The sequence below is a fragment of the Nostoc sp. LEGE 06077 genome, assembly GCF_015207705.1.
GTDB lineage: Bacteria > Cyanobacteriota > Cyanobacteriia > Cyanobacteriales > Nostocaceae > Nostoc_B.
Genome location: NZ_JADEWI010000042.1, coordinates 1 through 16358, shown reverse-complemented (window position 1 = coordinate 16358; position 16358 = coordinate 1). Strand labels below are relative to the sequence as shown.

General features: G+C 41.9%; 14 protein-coding genes and 1 pseudogene. 12 read left to right on the top strand and 3 right to left on the bottom strand.

The features are described 5' to 3' along the window. Positions 1–216: 216 nt before the first annotated feature. Positions 217–1863, bottom strand: a complete 1647-nt coding sequence (locus IQ244_RS22535; protein ID WP_193898155.1) for a mechanosensitive ion channel — start codon at positions 1861–1863, stop codon at positions 217–219. A 277-nt stretch (positions 1864–2140) separates the two neighbouring features. Between IQ244_RS22535 and IQ244_RS22530 the strand changes: the two genes are divergently transcribed. The 6 genes from IQ244_RS22530 to IQ244_RS22505 all read left to right on the top strand — a co-directional run bounded on the left by IQ244_RS22530 (position 2141) and on the right by IQ244_RS22505 (position 7730). Then, positions 2141–2593, top strand: a complete 453-nt coding sequence (locus IQ244_RS22530) for an SRPBCC family protein (protein ID WP_193898153.1) — start codon at positions 2141–2143, stop codon at positions 2591–2593. A gap of 212 nt (positions 2594–2805) precedes the next feature. Further along, positions 2806–3051 carry a hypothetical protein gene (locus IQ244_RS22525; protein WP_193898151.1) on the top strand — a complete coding sequence of 82 codons (246 nt, stop codon included), beginning with the start codon at positions 2806–2808 and terminating at the stop codon, positions 3049–3051. Further along, positions 3032–3304, top strand: coding sequence for a hypothetical protein (locus IQ244_RS22520; RefSeq protein WP_193898149.1), 273 nt, complete (start codon positions 3032–3034; stop codon positions 3302–3304). Before IQ244_RS22525 ends, IQ244_RS22520 begins: the two co-directional genes overlap by 20 nt. A gap of 159 nt (positions 3305–3463) precedes the next feature. Then, positions 3464–4534, top strand: a complete 1071-nt coding sequence (locus IQ244_RS22515) for an LOG family protein (protein ID WP_193898147.1) — start codon at positions 3464–3466, stop codon at positions 4532–4534. A 279-nt stretch (positions 4535–4813) separates the two neighbouring features. Continuing rightward, on the top strand, positions 4814–6286 hold the full coding sequence (locus tag IQ244_RS22510) for a TldD/PmbA family protein (RefSeq protein ID WP_193898144.1): 1473 nt from the start codon (positions 4814–4816) through the stop codon (positions 6284–6286). A gap of 103 nt (positions 6287–6389) precedes the next feature. Continuing rightward, on the top strand, positions 6390–7730 hold the full coding sequence (locus tag IQ244_RS22505) for a TldD/PmbA family protein (protein WP_193898142.1): 1341 nt from the start codon (positions 6390–6392) through the stop codon (positions 7728–7730). 196 nt (positions 7731–7926) lie between these two features. Here IQ244_RS22505 and IQ244_RS22500 read toward each other — a convergent pair whose 3' ends face one another. Further along, on the bottom strand, positions 7927–9156 hold the full coding sequence (locus IQ244_RS22500) for an amidohydrolase/deacetylase family metallohydrolase (RefSeq protein ID WP_193898140.1): 1230 nt from the start codon (positions 9154–9156) through the stop codon (positions 7927–7929). 46 nt (positions 9157–9202) lie between these two features. Continuing rightward, the gene (locus tag IQ244_RS22495) at positions 9203–10570 is read right to left on the bottom strand and encodes a cysteine desulfurase-like protein (RefSeq protein WP_193898138.1); all 1368 of its coding nucleotides are present in this window, start codon (positions 10568–10570) and stop codon (positions 9203–9205) included. Between the two features lie 866 nt (positions 10571–11436). Between IQ244_RS22495 and IQ244_RS22490 the strand changes: the two genes are divergently transcribed. The 6 genes and pseudogenes from IQ244_RS22490 to IQ244_RS22465 form a co-directional block, all read left to right on the top strand. Then, on the top strand, positions 11437–11925 hold the full coding sequence (locus tag IQ244_RS22490; protein ID WP_193898136.1) for a DUF3011 domain-containing protein: 489 nt from the start codon (positions 11437–11439) through the stop codon (positions 11923–11925). Between the two features lie 467 nt (positions 11926–12392). After that, entirely contained in the window at positions 12393–13121 is a 729-nt protein-coding gene (locus tag IQ244_RS22485) for a cation diffusion facilitator family transporter (RefSeq protein WP_193898134.1), read from the top strand. Further along, positions 13121–13327 carry a hypothetical protein gene (locus tag IQ244_RS22480; protein WP_193898132.1) on the top strand — a complete coding sequence of 69 codons (207 nt, stop codon included), beginning with the start codon at positions 13121–13123 and terminating at the stop codon, positions 13325–13327. Before IQ244_RS22485 ends, IQ244_RS22480 begins: the two co-directional genes overlap by 1 nt. Positions 13328–13371: 44 nt before the next feature. Continuing rightward, on the top strand, positions 13372–15327 hold the full coding sequence (locus IQ244_RS22475; RefSeq protein ID WP_193898130.1) for an alkaline phosphatase: 1956 nt from the start codon (positions 13372–13374) through the stop codon (positions 15325–15327). Positions 15328–15422: 95 nt separating this feature from the next. Continuing rightward, positions 15423–15971, top strand: coding sequence for a PEP-CTERM sorting domain-containing protein (locus IQ244_RS22470; protein WP_193898128.1), 549 nt, complete (start codon positions 15423–15425; stop codon positions 15969–15971). Between the two features lie 254 nt (positions 15972–16225). Further along, a pseudogene (locus IQ244_RS22465) lies at positions 16226–16358 on the top strand (photosystem II q(b) protein); the annotation flags it as partial.

Below are 16358 nucleotides of genomic sequence, written 5' to 3'. Positions count from 1 at the left end.
GATAGGTGATAGGTGAGACCACTGCGGTGGACGGGTTTCCCGGCATAAAGCAAGTGGCGAACCCGAAGGGTAACAGATTTAAAAGTTTGATGTTATCTAAGTTGGATCATTTACCTATGTCCTCACTACCATAGAATTACATCACAATAATGGTATTTTTAAACCCGCCCAAGATGGTGAACCCATTCCTGTAAGCGGGTTTTTTAATAGGTGAATTTAGCTTTTACTTTTAAAAGAATCCAACCACTCTTTAACTTGTTCGCGCGCAATATCGCGGCCGCCTAGACCAAAAGCCAAGGCAATTGCCACAGCGATCGCACCTAGCAATAAACCAAATGCTAAATTGACAATATCGCTGGCAACACCGATTTGTTGTAATGACATTGCCGAAACCAAAGTAATAATGGAAATTCTCGCTACTTGAGCTAAGATTTTAGCTTGGCGATCGCCAGAACTGCTAATCAAACTAAAAGCCAAATTCGCCAAAAATAATCCAACGGCAAACACAATTAATCCGGCAAGAATCCGCCCCAAAATAATTAAAATGCCTGTTACCAGTGTTGTCAGGGCGGGAATATTTAAAATATTCACTGCTGCCACTGTGGCAAATAACATAATGCCGACTAAAGTAATAATGCCAGCAATTTCTGAGGGTGTACGGAGTGGGGTTAATGGTTGTGTTTCGGTGTGAATTTCTTGCCTAGCAGGTGATGGTAAACCAAGCACCGCAAAAATATTGTTAAAGCCCAAACTAGTCAAAATACTAGTGACCAAATCTCCTACAAAGCGCCCAACAAAAAAGGCAATAATTAAGATAGCTGCGGCTGTAAAAATCGCCGGCAAACTATTGAGAATCTGTTGCAGCATAGTAATTGCTGGCACAGATATCGCCTCAATTTTTAAAGCATTCAAGGCGGCGATCGCCACAGGAATCAAAATTAAAACATAGACAATGGTGCCGATAATTGTTGATAAAGACTGTGCGCCCATTGCCGACGACAGTCCAAATCGACTACCTAAATAATCTACGCCCGTGGTTGCTAATAAATTAGTCACAATCCGGCGGACAATATTAGCTAAAAACCAGCCCAATACCGCAATTAAAATTGCCGCCAAAATATTGGGGAGAATTGAGAGAATTTCGGTAATTAAGGCTTGTACGGGTAAAAGAGCCTGTCTGAGTCCGAGAGTATCGAGAACTGGGGCGAGAAATAGTAAAAAGATAAACCAATATAAAGCATTGGAAATCGTCTCACTTAAAGAAATGCGATCGAGACTGATGCTATCTCCCGGTGAGTCTTGATTTAAACGCTCATCTAGCTTGAATGCTTGTAATCCTCGCAAAGTCACAATTTTGATAATACTGGCTAAGACCCACGCAACTCCTAACAAAATGCCTGCACCTAAAACTTTTGGCAAAAAGCCTATGAGTTGGTCAAGAAAATTATTCAGGGGTCGAGAGGCGACTTCCAGACCTAGCGCCTGTAAAGCAGCTACTACCGTGATTAAAATAATGCTCCATAAAACCAAATTAGAGATAAACTTCTCAACTTGAGGAACATCTCTGCGTCCTGTCACTCCTGCTGCAATGCGATTATCAATGTCTGTGCGATTCAGGATGCCTCTGGTAATGGCTGCAATCACCAGCGCAACCAGTATTCCTACCAACAAAATTGCCACTGCCCCTAGCAATCTTGGTGTATACAGAATTACTTGTTGTCCAATTCCTTGGAGTTCTGCAATTCCTTGGTTTACACTCGGTTGATCTAGTGGCAGATTGGGCGATTGTCCGAAAAATGGCTGCCCCTTTATCGACAAACCCATGTCTATCAACCGGGTTATCCCTGTCCAAGTTGTGTTCATGGTTTTTTGGAATTAAGTTTATGTGTTCGTTAAAAATACTGATCAACTCAGTAGAGTAGATTTGATATTGCCCAATTACACTCTAGTAAGTTCACGCGGATTTTGCGTATCAATTTACCAGTAAATATATATAGGCAATTGGTAGATAGGCAAATTTGTTACAAATAAAAAAATATTTTTAATTTTGACTGGTTGGAGACTCTGCACTTTGTCATAGCTTGCAGACAGGAGCCAATTTTGGGTTAATCTAAGGGCAGCAACAGGATTACTAATTGGCATGACCCAAGTTTTTGAGCAATCAATTCAAATTAATGCCACAGCAGCAGTTGTAGAACGCTGTATTACGGATTTAGCATTGATGTCTCGCTGGCTGAATCCTGTGCTACGCTGCGAACCAGTGGATGAGGTTTGGAGTACAGATATCGGCAGTCAAAGTCTTTTTATCATTCAAATTCCCCTAGTGAAACCGACTTTGAAAAGCGTTGTGGTCGAAAGACAGCCGGGTTTAGTCGTTTGGGAATTTCAGGGATTTTTTCAAGGACGCGATCGCTGGGAATGTCAACCAGTAGCAAAGGGAACACGCTTAGTCAATCGCTTCGAGTTTGCTATTCCTAACCCCATAGTAAGTTGGGGATTCAACAATTTTGCGGCATCTTGGACAAAGGAAGATATGCAATCCCAATTGCGTCGCCTCAAACGCGTTGCGGAAGAAGTGCAAATTAGTCAATAGTCATTTGTCAGTAGATACTGTCCGTATTTACGTATAGTTGCGATTACGCGTCTTTGTTTATCCTGCGCCATCCCCGTATTCTCTGATCTGGGGATTACGCAAATGCGCTGATCCTAAAATTGCCCATCTTCATAAATTCAGCAGAATCACGGTTACGCTGAATTGGGGTTCTGATCAAAACTGCCAATATCCAGTTCACTAGGGTGCAACTTATGACAAACCCTGCGATGAGTTTTATTAAAGTCAATTTGGTTATGGCAAAAGAAGTAGCTCACAAATGGGAGCAAGCATCATACAGTCAAACCAGTGCTTACTGTTTAGATATTTTAAAAGAACTAGGATTTCCTAGTGCTGAACTGCCGATTAATTTGCAAACTCGTGAAGAACAGTTAAATTTCATCGCAGGTTTTGCTTCTTATGCTCTTGGGGAGGTGCAAAATGTCCAAAGCGCTAATTAACGACATTTTTAATGAGCCAGAATGGGCAGAAGAAACTGCTGTATCAGCAACAGATCGGGAATTAGTGCTGCTAACAGAAAGAATTTCTAGTTTTGAAATTCCCATTCAGGTTTTTTTGCAAGCTGTAGCGATCGCTGCTTACGATTGTGAGGCAGCTTCTCGTTACGCTGAGAATTATTTAACGAGCCACAAGCAGAATAAGCGGAAAAATTTACGTGTTTTCAGGTCTTTGCGTAATTTTGAAAATAATTGAACTTATACATACCCACATCTTGCCCCTCTAAGATCATCATGAGAGGGGCTTTGTTTTTGGAGAGAGTCTAAAGTTTAGCCAGTTCGACAGATTCAGAAAACATTGCAAATCGTACCCCAAAATTAGGTAAAATGTAATGCCATTGCGCCAGCAGTTCTCATGACCTCATCTGCCTCGTTTGACATATTAGAGTCTCTGCAAGCGGATATCGCTGACCTAATCGATCGCCTACCGACGTTAAAAAATCGTCAATTTATCCAACAGGCACTTGCTACTATAATTCGCCTGGCTGAGAGTGATATTGATCGCCTTGATTGGAAGATATTATCGTCTGCGTTAGCGGATATGGAGCGAGGCTTTGAGTTATTTTACAACTACCGTCATGTACGTAAAGTAACTATCTTTGGATCTGCTAGGCTGTCGCCAGAAACGCCAGAGTACCAAATGGCGCTGGAGTTTGGTCGCGCTGTGACTCAGTTAGGATTTATGGTGATGACAGGTGGTGGTGGCGGGATTATGCAGGCGGGTCACGAAGGCGCTGGGCGAGAAAATTCCTTTGGATTAAATATTCAGTTACCCTTTGAACAGCAAGCGAACCCGATTATTGAGGGCGATCCCAAGCTAATTCATTTTAAGTATTTCTTTACCCGCAAACTATTCCTCCTTAAAGAAAGTGATGCAGTTGCCTTATTTCCTGGTGGATTTGGCACTCAAGATGAAGCTTTTGAGTGTATGACCTTAAGCCAAACTGGCAAATTTGGCCCTGTACCTCTAGTTTTAATTGACCATCCAGGTGGCGATTATTGGCGGTCTTGGAGCGATTATATTGATCAACAACTAGTGCAAAAAGGTCTGGTAAGTCCAGAAGACCCTAGCCTTTACACTGTGACAGATAACCTAGAAGTAGCTTGCAATGCCATCACAAATTTTTACAAGGTTTATCACTCCAGCCGCTACGTGAGTAATCAGTTGGTGATTCGCCTAAGTTGCGATTTATCAGATGCTGAGGTAGAACAACTGAATGCGAATTTCATTGACATCTTAGTAAAAGGCCAAATAGAAAAAAGTCAGGCATTACCTCAAGAAGCTCAAGATGAAACTCTAGAATTACCTCGTTTAATTTTGCACTTCAATCAACGAGATTTAGGGCGTTTATATCAGATGATTGCCACTATTAATCAAATGGGTAGTCCTTCACAAGAGGAGATAGCTCATCCAGAGCGAAAGTAGTTTGATAGTTTTATGGCGATCGCTGTCCCACCTTTACACTTGTTATATATAGATAGACTGCATCCATTTATGTTTCGGTAGTCTGAGATTTCTGGTAATGCTTGGCCAATCGTAGGTGTTTCAGTACTTTTATCTGTCTGTTCGTTCTTATACAGTTAGCTGAAAACACCCTCCATTCTCCACTTCTCATCCCCTGGATTCTGGGTAAATTTGCTAGAGTGAACACACTAGGATTTTTCAGTTAAATCTCTGAAATTCAGCCAGCAGACGAGGCTACCCATGCTTACAAGTACCCTACTTCTCTCGAACCAACTACCGACTTTAAAATACTCCTCCACTACAGAACGATTCGATGAAACGTGGGAAGCCCCCCTGGCAACCCTTTTGGGACTAGGACGCGCCGCCGGTGCTGACTTCATCGAATTTTTCTTAGAGCGCCGCAATTACATTAATTGCTTGGCAGAAGATAATGCTATCACCAGCATTTCACCCAGTTTAGGCACAGGTGCAGGGGTGAGAGTCTTTCGTGGCAAAGGTGATTGCTATGTGAGTACAAATGACCTTTCCTTTGGTGGGTTAAAAGCAGCTTTAGAAAAAGGACTTTCGATTTTAGGGTTACAACTACCCGCCCCTTATTCCTTCATCCCAGAAATCAACCTGGAATTATTGCGAGACTACGCCACAAAACGCGGTAAAGATGAATGGTTGGGGCTGTGTAGCTCTATCCGTGAAATGGGCGAAGTTCTCTTAGATGGAAATGCCGCCCTCCAGCAAAAAGCCACTCATGTGCAATCTCGCCGCGCCATTTATTTTCGAGATTGGCAAGAAGTGTTAGTTGCATCCAGTGATGGCACCTTTGCCCGTGACATCCGCCTCACCCAATCGGTAGGATTTAACTTACTATCTGCCGATGGGGCAAATCGTTCTTCCATTGGGGAACGTGCCGGAAACACCAGTGATGCTAACTTCCTGAGAACTTGGGACTATACCCAAGCCGCCGAGCAAATCGCCGAATCTGCTGGCAAAATGTTGTATGCAGATTATGTGGAATCTGGTACTTACCCCATCATTATGGCTAATCACTTTGGTGGGGTGATCTTCCACGAAGCCTGCGGACACCTGCTAGAAACCACCCAGATAGAGCGCAATACCACTCCATTTGCTGATAAAAAAGGCGAAAAAATTGCCCACGAAAGTTTAACAGCTTGGGATGAAGGGCGTTCTGATAATGCCTTCGGGACAATCGATATGGATGACGAAGGTATGCCAGCACAAAGAACTTTATTAATAGAAAAAGGCATTCTCAAGAACTTCTTAGCCGATAGAGCCGGTTCTTGGCGTACCGGACACCCCAGAACAGGTAGTGGCCGCCGCCAGAATTATACCTTTGCAGCTGCCAGCCGGATGCGGAATACTTATATTGCCACTGGCGAATACACCAACGAAGATTTATTTGCCTCCGTTGATAAAGGCATTTACTGTAAAAAAATGGGCGGGGGTAGTGTTGGCGCGACAGGGCAATTTAACTTTAGTGTTGATGAAGCTTACTTAATTGAAAATGGCAAAATTACGAAGCCATTAAAAGGAGCAATTTTAATTGGTGAAGCCAAGGAAATTATGAATAAAATTTCCATGTGTTCCCAAGATTTAGAATTAGCTCCAGGATTCTGCGGTTCCGTCAGTGGCAGCATTTACACCACAGTCGGACAACCACACATCAAAGTTGATTCTATTACCGTCGGTGGTCGGTAATTAGAGACTTCTAAATAAAAAATATCCTAAATTCTAGTGGGACGGGTGTACTCACCTGTCTCATTTCAAAGGCGGACAAGATATCCAAAATCTAAAATTGACTATGCCAAATATCAAAGAAATCGCCAATTACGCCAAGGAAAATGCTGATAAACTTGGCATCAAAAAGTTTGACATTTATGGCTCAACTATAGACGAAACCAGTGTCCAAGTAGATCAGGGTGAACCAAAACAAGTTAAAGCTTCAAATCGCTCTGGCGTTACCGTGCGTGTTTGGAATGAGCAAAACACAATTGGGATTACCAGCACCACAGATGTAGATCCCCAAGGATTAGAACTAGCATTAAAAACTGCTTATGATGCCAGTTTCTTTGGTGTTAAAGAAAATGTCCCTGATTTTAGTCCAGAGGCTACAGTATCGATTCCTCACACACCAGTTGAAAAAGCGCCCCAAGCCCCAGTTGCGGAACTGATAGAAAAACTAGTGGTAGCAGAAAAAGAACTCCTAACTGCTCACCCAGCAATTAAAGGTGTACCTTACAACGGATTGGCACAAAGAGATATTGACAGATTTTATCTCAACAGTGATGGCGCAGTCAGAACTGAATCTCACTCTATTGCTTCAGTTTATCTTTACAGCAAAACTGAAGAAGAAGATAAAAAGCCTCGCAGTGGTAATAGTTTTAGAATCAGCCGCAGTGTTGATAATCTGGATATTAACGGTTGTATTAAAGAAGCCGCAGAAAAAACTATTAGTCACTTAAATTACGAAAAAGTCAAGTCTGGTAAATATTTAGTTGTGTTTTCTCCAGATGCTTTTTTAAGTTTATTGGGTGCTTTTTCTAATTTATTCAACGCCCAAAGCATTTTAGATAATCAAAGCCTCTCTACACCAGATGATTTAGGCAAACAAATAGCATCTCCTTTACTTTCGGTTTATGATGATGCACTGCATCCAGCTAATGTTGGTGCAGAAACCTTTGATGGTGAAGGTACTCCAACCCGGAAGGTAGCCTTGATTGAAAATGGTGTTTTAACAGGCTTTCTTCACAGTGCTGGGACTGCGAAAAGAATGAATGCTCAACCTACAGGTAATGCCAGTATTGGTGCTAAAGTTAGCGTCAGCCCCAATTTTTATCATGTATTTGCAGCTGGAAGCCCTGAACAAGAATTGAGTTTAGAAACTGCGGAAAATGTCATTTTAATTGATGATTTGCAAGCTTTACACGCTGGGGTGAAAGCATTACAAGGCTCCTTTTCTTTGCCTTTTGATGGTTGGCTAGTCAATAAAGGCGTAAAGACAAGTATTGAGTCAGCAACAGTTGCTGGTGATTTCTTACAAGTTCTCAAGTCAATTGTTTACCTAGAAAAAGAAGCAGAATTAACCCCAGGCGGTGTTTCTCCCAGAGTTTGGGTTGAGGAACTGTCGATTACTGGGGAATAACATACTTGAAAAAAATAGCTTGGGTTTAGGCGCACAAGATATACTGATGGCAACATGGTAAATCTATGTTGCGCTGTAACCCAACACCATTTGTTAATTTACACTTCATTTCAACGCCACTTTACTCAAATTGGGAACCTCGTCCAGGCAAATGGCGAACCTGTAACCTATAACCTATAACCTGTAACCTGCTGCATCAGGCGATCGCCACTAAGTCTCGTAACAAGCGACAATTAGGTTGAATTAACTTGCCTGAACGTATCACCCCAATGGGAATAAGTTTGTGTTTCGCTTTTAATGGCTGTTCTAAAGCGTCAACAAATAACCAATCACCTTCTACTAACTTGAGAATTGTGATATCTGCAATGGAACCAACTTTGAACGTTCCAATTTCGGCTTCGGCTTTTAAAACGCGAGCCGGGTTGATGGTGACAGCCGCGATCTCATCTGCTAAATTTAATCCTAAAGCTAAGAGTTTAGAAATCGCCCCACACAAACTATAATTCAGCGTTGAATCATCATGAAGCTGTTTAAAATTACCGTGAGCGTCACTACTAATAGTGTGGGGTAAAACTCCTTGCGCTATCATCCGCCGTGCAGTTTCAAAGCTAAATTTTAGTCCGTGTCCTAAATCTAAAAGTATGCCTCGCTCAATCGCTGCAAACAACCACTCTGGAACTTGGGTACGTTTTCCCATTAATCCATCTGGTTGACAACTGTAGCAGTGACCGAGGATATCTCCAGCTTTCATGTATGACAGCGCATTTTCTACTACTTTGTCTGGATGCGGTCTATTGGCTTCATCGACAGGAAATAATTCTCCGGTATGAACATATAAAGGTAAATTAGTGCGATCGCCTACTTCTCTTGCTAATTTTAGTACTTCCATCCCCCAGCGCGAAATTGAGCCAGAATCAGCGTGTACTTTAAACCCACAAACAATCTCTGGATTTTCTTGTGCTATTTTGATTAAAATTTCTCTATCTATGTTTGCGGGATTTTCTAACCCAGAAACTGTGTTACCTATAGTTTGCGTAGCTGCATGATTGACTAACAAAAAACTACGGACATCTGTTTGTGATTTTTCTATAATATCGGATTTAAAACCAGAAAATGTAAACGGACTACTACTACCTTGGTCAACAATTGTTGTCACCCCCGCATTAATCCCAACATCATCTGATGGTACACCAAAAGTTGTTTTCCACTCGTAAACGTGAACGTGTAAATCAATCAATCCAGGACAAATTAAATAATTACCTGCGGCAAATTTGTGTTGAGCTTTATAAGCTTTTAGCTGTTGGGTAACTGCGGCAATTTTACCGTCACGAATTGCAATATCAAAACGCCCATTAAGTGATTGACTGGGGTCAATTACCCAGCCATTTAGTAATACTAAGTCGTAGTAATTTAAGTTGGTATTCATAAAATCTCACGGGGTTGAAATAACCCCGTATCTGACAAAAGAAATATTAATCATCAGGAAGCGCTGCTATTTCCTGCAACAGATACAACAACTGATGAATTTCTTCGACGGTGTTGTAGTGAGCTAATCCAATTCGCAGTAAGCCACCACTAGCTTCTACACCTAACCGCTCTATTAAACCTAGCGCATAGAAATGACCATGCCATGTAAAAATACCGCGATCGCCTAATGCTTTAGCAATAGTTTCAGGCGTTTTATTTGCTAGTCGCACGCCTACTGTTGGTGTTCGCCAAGCAAAACGAGTTGGGTCGGTGATACCATAGCAGCTTAACCCAGGAATTTCTAATAATCCAGCAATTAATTTGTGACTTAATTCGCGTTCGTATTGCTGGATGGCGGACATGGCTGTAACTAAAGCAGCACGCCGACTGTGATAAGCCGAGGTGATGCTTGGTTGTTCTGATGATTTGAGAAAGCGGGGACAACTGAATGTTTGTAATCCTTCTTTGTCAGCTTCAATTAAAGCCGCAACGAGTTCGTTATCAATTGTAGGTGAAACATGACAACCTAGTTTAGTTAAATAGTTAATCGCCGCTACTACCCCGGCTAAACCTTCATGATTAAGAGTTCCGGTTTCCCAGCGTGAGGGAACTTCATCTGGTGCAGGCTTGACTTTATAAGGTTGCAACCGTTCTAGATGCTCTCGTTTCCCATACAAAATACCAACGTGAGGGGCGAAGAATTTATAAGCTGAACAAGCGAGAAAGTCACAATTTAAGCCGTGGACATTGATGGGCGCGTGGGGTGCATAGTGGACTGCATCAACAAATACCCAAGCCCCAACTCCATGAGCTAAACGTGCGATCGCGGCAATATCATTAATTGTACCCACAGCATTGGAAGCATAACTGACGGCGACTAACTTTGTCTTTGGGTTAATCAGCCGTTCTAGTTCTTCCATATCTAAGGTGCAATCATCAACATGAATATCTACAACGCGGATAATTGCCCCTTGTTCTTCTAAGGCATACCAAGAAGAAACATTCGCGTAGTGATCCAGCCGCGTCACAATAATTTCATCACCTGGTTGCAGTTCTCGACCAATTGCCCGACTCAATGCAAAGGTTAGGGTGGTCATATTTGCACCCAATACCACCTCATCACTATTGCATCCCAGAAAATCGGCGATCGCCGCACGGGCAGAGGTAATAGTTGCATCGGTACGCGCGCTGGTGGCAAAATACCCATGAGCGTTGGCGTTTGACCTGACTAGATAGTCATTCATCGCATCTAATACTGCCCCAGGTACTTGAGTCCCACCTGGCCCGTCGAAGAAAATAGCAGGTTGACCGTTGATTTTTTGCGTTAATGCTGGAAACTGGCTACGTATCCATTTCAGGTCAAGCTGTTCCATCGCATACTCCTTCGTTGATAGTGTTTTACTTATACAGCAGGGAACAGGTAATAGGGAACTTTTCGGCATTGTTTGACTACACTCACCAGCCAAACAATGTTGAACGTTCTTGGTATATGGCTTTATGCTAAAAATAATTTCCTAATTCACCTGTAATCTACTGTCTTTAGTGCCACAGCAAAATCTTAAATTTGGTATTTTTTTCAAAAATTTGGGTAATTAATTCTACATAAAACTTAATTAGATTTACTTACTCTTTTTTTAATACCCTTGATAATTTCTCCGCTTCTTTTGTTAAAGCTAAAATATCTCAGCAGAAAAAATTCACTTTGCTGTCAGGTTCAAGATAACTATTAATTCTGGGAAAAGTATCTCTTCTTAAATGTAGTTAATAATATTTAATTATTTGATATGAATTTTCACTTTCCAGCTAAAGTTTCTCCAATTTAAATGCAAAGAATATTTGCATTTAAATTGGAGAGAATAATTATATTTGATATGAGAAAAAACTTAGGTATTTCTCACCCAAATTTTAACAAATAATGTAACAGATGGAGAAAATACCTCACATTGTAAAGGGTAAGTGCGCGTCAGCACTGGTGGGGTATTGGTGGCAAACATTTTTTATTTGGTATCTGCTGGGTATTCATTCCTATATTTGAGATTGATGGAAACTTTAACTGAAAATCCCTGCTCTACCTATAAAATTTAACATTTACCGGTTTTTATATTCCTTGTTTCCTATTTCTTATATACCTCCCTAAATAAATAAGTTCAGAATTCAAAAGCAAAAATGCCTATTAATAGAATCCGCTACAATGACTATAGTTCTTGTTGCAAACTCTTGAATAAGTCTAATAGTTGATATGGTTATACGTTTTCCTATAATTGCAGCTACCTTCATAGCTGCCAGTGTTAGCATCGGTACACTTTTGGGTGTTACAACTCCAGCTTCAGCGCAGGAGATCATAACTTGTTCTAGTCAGAACAATCAGAGAAATACTTGTTCCGTACCCGGTAGAGGTAGAGTCAGATTTGTTAGACAATTATCCAACGCTAGTTGTCGAGATAATTGGGGTTCCAGAGGAAATCGGGTCTGGGTACGAAATGGTTGCCGCGCTGAGTTTGCAGTTGGTAATAACCGAAACGACAGAAACGGTCGGTATGGCAGAGATGGTAGATATGACAGAGACGACAAATATGACAGAAACGACAGGTATGACAGAAACGACAAATATGACAGAAACGACAGGTATGACAGAAACGACAGGTATGACAGAAACGACAGGTATGACAGAAACGACAGGTATGACAGAAACGACAGGTATGACAGAAACGACAGGTATAACAGATAGCCTACTGGGTGTTTGAAACATTCAGTAGAAACTGAGAAATACCACTTTTAGCCGATGGCGATCGCTCTAAACAAGTATGTTGCTATTTTCTACAACTTAATTTATGCGATCGCCATCTTTTACGGTTGAATTTTTAGCTCCACAAATCTCATGATTTGGTGTAGATTACGGCACAATTTATAGATTTACCCTATCGCTACAAATACCTCTTGTACGCCTGCACTTAGACTACAGTCAATTCTCAGGGTATTAAACGATAATCATTATCATATATCTCTACAAGTTTTTACTGATTTTTACCTTTAGTTAAACCTGATTTACTTAATCGTTAACCTTGAGGCTGGTAGATTAAACGCGGGAATGTACAGGTATTCAGGTATCTAAGAATGGTGCTTTCAGCGGGGGAGCATCTGACTGATAGCTTATTATTGGAGATAAATTCCAGTACGTATATCAGGTCAGATTCGATGCAATCAAGCCAGGTAAAGCAAAAATTTCAGGCTTTGTGGACTGCCTTAGTTTTACTCAGTGTATTTTTTTGTGTGGAATTGAGTGCAGGAATTTGGAGCCACAGTCTATCCCTATTAGCAGACGCTGAACACATTTTGACCGATGTCGCAGCGTTGGGTCTAGCACTAGTTGCATCCTGGCTATCTCAATCCATATCCAAACACAATGTATTTGGCCGCTATCGATTAGATATTTTAGCAGCCTTAGTTAACGGGATCAGTCTAGCTTGTATTGCTGGCTGGATTATCAAAGAAGCCATAGTGAGGTTGCAATCTCCCGATGTGGAGATTCTGGGTTTACCAATGTTGGCAACAGCCTTGATTGGCTTGGGAATTAACAGCTTTAATGCGTTCTATCTACATGGATGCAGTCATCAAGACCTGAATATTAGAGGTGCATTTCTTCATCTTGTGGCGGATGTCGCCAGTTCAGTTGGTGCAGTATTAGCTGCGATCGCAGTTATTTGGCTGAATTGGACATGGGCGGATGGAGTTATCAGTTTATTAGTAGCAACGCTGATTGCTTTTTTTGCAGCTTATTTAGTAATTCAGAGTGTTAAATGCTTGCGCGGTCAAATTAGCGATATTACGAATGCTGCTTGTCTGTGTAATTTACCAGCAGAAGAATGTGGCGATCGCGATCAAGCAGAGAAAATTTTGTTTCCATCCTTAGAGGAGCTAATTTAATGATTTCCTTATTTCAAAAACATTGGCGCTTATTGGCCTGTTTTTTAGCTGGCCTAGTTGTGACAGTCTCAATATCTTTGAGAACCCCAGTGCAACAACCAGCTATTGCGGCTCAACCAATTCATTCCCAGGTTGTAACCCAGCCTCAAGCAAACTTACCCCCAGCTTTTTACGCTGAACATCTGGAACACAATTTTTATCAATAGCTAACGGCTAATACTTCCGCAATTAATTTACAAGGCACACTGCAATGATTTCATTTTTGGAAAAGTACAGGCGAGTACTTAGCTTTGCTATGGCTTGCTTTTTCTCTAGTACTCTATTGACCTTTGGTAATCCCGATCCGGCTCTAGCCGCTGGTAATGGAATTAACGTCATCATCATGATTGGTGATGGGATGGGTTGGAATATGGCGAGAGCCGCAGCTATAGCCAAAGGCGCTCCCTTCTACACCAGTGGGAAAGGTTCTGGTTTAAGCTTTCAAAATTTAACTGGTTATGGGTTAGTGACAACTTACGGTACAACCATTCAAGGAACTACACCAGCTAACCCAACCAATCAGGTGCATCTCACAGGTAACTCGGCCTTAGATGGCTCCAGTAGCATCACAGGTACAAGTCCTCGTCGTCCTGGTTTCTCATTTTTGCCCACTCCATTTAACCCAGGCACTCGCCTTGATGGTAATACCACAGCAAGTGGTAACTTAACAGGCTATGACATCACTCAAGGAGGCCCTGCACCTTGGATTCCCCTCACACCCGCTAATCCTGGTAGCTACAACCCAGAGTACATCAAGTACAGCTATCCTGACTCTGCTAACACCGCCACAACTCTCTATACAGGCGTAAAGAGCTATAACAACGCCTTGGGAGTAGACATTTACGAACAAAAGTTAACAACTATCTTAGAAATTGCCCAGCAAAACGGTAAAGCTACAGGTCTAGTTACCTCTGTACCTGTTAGCCACGCCACCCCTGCGGCGGCGGCTTCTTTCGTCAATCGTCGGAGTAAGTACGACAGCGTTTATAACCCCGCCCTCAGCAACCAAGACAGCATTTTGCAACAAGTATTGCTGAACTTTCAGCCCAATGTCTTGTTCGGTGGTGGTCATCCCTTAGACTATCAAAATAGAACTAATACTGGCCCAGTCTATACCTACGAGTACATTACACAAGATACTTACGAGCATCTCAAAAATAACCCGACTCCGGCAACTAATAGATACGGCTATACTTTCTTGGAACGTGGCCCCAATGCAACCCAAACACTGCTAAACACAGCGGCTAAGATCGACCCAAATCAAGGTGGTAGATTGTTTGGTCTCTATGGTGCGCGTGGACAAAATGGGAATATTCCTACTAGTTCTTCTCAGGGTGATTATAGTACTACGGGTCTAGATAACTTCTCTCTCTATAGCTCCGTAGTTAGAGGTGCAACAACTCCAGCCGCTTGTCCATCAGGTCAATACATTCCGGCTTCAGTTAACGAATGTGTGCCTGTGATTGATGGAAATGGGAACCCAGTTCCAGCCCCCGCACCTGATACAATTCGTCCTTTATCTCCTGGTGAAACTAATGCTAGTTTCATTGCCAGAGAAATTAACGAAAACCCAACTTTGGCTGATTTAACCAAAGCTGCACTCACAGTTCTTGGTAAAGACCAAGACGGCTTCTGGTTGATGGTTGAAGGTGGCGATATTGATTGGGCAGCTCATGACGATAATATGGATAACCTGATTGGTGCTGTGAATGACTTTGATAAAGCAGTCCAAGAGGTTATCACCTGGATTAATAGCAATGGTGGTTGGAGCAAAAATCTACTCCTGGTTACTGCTGACCACGACCACTATTTAACTCTCAATAATGACTTTGCTTCTAAACTGACTCCCAACCCCAACCCAAATCAAGCTAGAGGTTTGAAGTATAACGCTAAAGATATTACATACAACAGACAAAATCCTCGTGATGCTGGTCACTTCTGGGGTTCTGACCCACGGCAAAAATACCTCTGGGGTAGCCACAGCCGTCGGCTTGTACCTGTTTACTACCAAGGTGCTTACTCTTCAACTCTGACAAAATTTTTGGGTCAAAATGTCGAGTTTACAGATAGTTCTGGCACTTATACTGCACCTGGTGTTCGCGGAGTCGTTGATCAAAGCCATATCTTCCAAGCGATGAAAGCTGCTTTGACAGGCTCGGCATCTTAATCATAAAGGTTAGGGGCGAGAAAAGAAGGTTTGTGAGTTTTTCTGTGATGGGCCGACTTAAAAACTAGTCTTTAGCCCCTACTCCTTTTGCAGAGATGTTTACTACTACTACTTCTCTGCTGCAAAACGCCACTTCGATTATTTCCACCCATTGTTTATCTAAGCGAAAAATAATGTTGAAAAAATTAGCAGCTGCGACAATCGGAACTGTGTTAATTTTTGCTGCTGGGGAATCCTTTCCTGCCCAAGCAGCAATCATTAGATATGATTTCTCAAATAGTGATAGAACGCTGATTGGTAATTTTTCCTTTGACCAAGCAGCAGCGGCCGATGACCAGTTGGTAACAGTTGCTGAAGGCTTAAGAATTTATGCTACCTACGGTGGTCAGACATACACAGAAGCTAATGATTCTTTAGCTGCTGTGTTCACCAATTTCTTGGGAGAGGTTCCTCCAGGTCAGGGTTTAGGATTGCAATATGTAGTAGATGCTTTCACTGTTAACGCTGAAAATTTGATTGCGGCGAACAGCGTTCAACGTGTTGCTTACACTGCTAACCCAGTACCAGAACCTAGTGCTGTGCTAGGTTTATCCGTTTTTGGATTGGGTTTGTTAGCTCGGAAAAAGAAACAATCAGCCAAATAGTTTAGGTAGATTGTTGTCCGGCGATCGCTAATTTTTCATCATCTTAGACAATTCCAGAATAATTCTTTTGGGGTGAGCGGCTTTATCAAACCCTCACCCCAAAATTTTGGCAAGAGTAAATATAACTTTAGCTTATATATGTGTTCAGGAAATATTTTCTGAAATCGCTTTACAAAATGCAATAGTTACCTTTAAGATATGTAACAGCAGGTGAAAACACCTGCAACATTCATAACAGACGCAATCATAAAAACATGACAGCAACCTTACAACAGCGCAAAAGCGCCAACGTATGGGAACAGTTCTGCGAGTGGATCACCAGCACCAACAACCGCCTATACATCGGCTGGTTTGGCGTATTAATGATCCCCACCTTGCTAGCTGCAA

Excerpts from the sequence above, each read along its gene's own strand:
- IQ244_RS22490 (WP_193898136.1), top strand. The coding sequence starts at position 11,437 with ATGGTTATACGTTTTCCTATAATTGCAGCTACCTTCATAGCTGCCAGT.
- IQ244_RS22510 (WP_193898144.1), top strand. The coding sequence starts at position 4,814 with ATGCTTACAAGTACCCTACTTCTCTCGAACCAACTACCGACTTTAAAA.
- IQ244_RS22525 (WP_193898151.1), top strand. The coding sequence starts at position 2,806 with ATGACAAACCCTGCGATGAGTTTTATTAAAGTCAATTTGGTTATGGCA.
- IQ244_RS22475 (WP_193898130.1), top strand. The coding sequence starts at position 13,372 with ATGATTTCATTTTTGGAAAAGTACAGGCGAGTACTTAGCTTTGCTATG.
- IQ244_RS22470 (WP_193898128.1), top strand. The coding sequence starts at position 15,423 with ATGTTTACTACTACTACTTCTCTGCTGCAAAACGCCACTTCGATTATT.
- IQ244_RS22535 (WP_193898155.1), bottom strand. The coding sequence starts at position 1,863 with ATGAACACAACTTGGACAGGGATAACCCGGTTGATAGACATGGGTTTG.
- IQ244_RS22500 (WP_193898140.1), bottom strand. The coding sequence starts at position 9,156 with ATGAATACCAACTTAAATTACTACGACTTAGTATTACTAAATGGCTGG.
- IQ244_RS22480 (WP_193898132.1), top strand. The coding sequence starts at position 13,121 with ATGATTTCCTTATTTCAAAAACATTGGCGCTTATTGGCCTGTTTTTTA.
- IQ244_RS22495 (WP_193898138.1), bottom strand. The coding sequence starts at position 10,570 with ATGGAACAGCTTGACCTGAAATGGATACGTAGCCAGTTTCCAGCATTA.
- IQ244_RS22530 (WP_193898153.1), top strand. The coding sequence starts at position 2,141 with ATGACCCAAGTTTTTGAGCAATCAATTCAAATTAATGCCACAGCAGCA.
- IQ244_RS22515 (WP_193898147.1), top strand. The coding sequence starts at position 3,464 with ATGACCTCATCTGCCTCGTTTGACATATTAGAGTCTCTGCAAGCGGAT.
- IQ244_RS22505 (WP_193898142.1), top strand. The coding sequence starts at position 6,390 with ATGCCAAATATCAAAGAAATCGCCAATTACGCCAAGGAAAATGCTGAT.
- IQ244_RS22520 (WP_193898149.1), top strand. The coding sequence starts at position 3,032 with ATGTCCAAAGCGCTAATTAACGACATTTTTAATGAGCCAGAATGGGCA.
- IQ244_RS22485 (WP_193898134.1), top strand. The coding sequence starts at position 12,393 with ATGCAATCAAGCCAGGTAAAGCAAAAATTTCAGGCTTTGTGGACTGCC.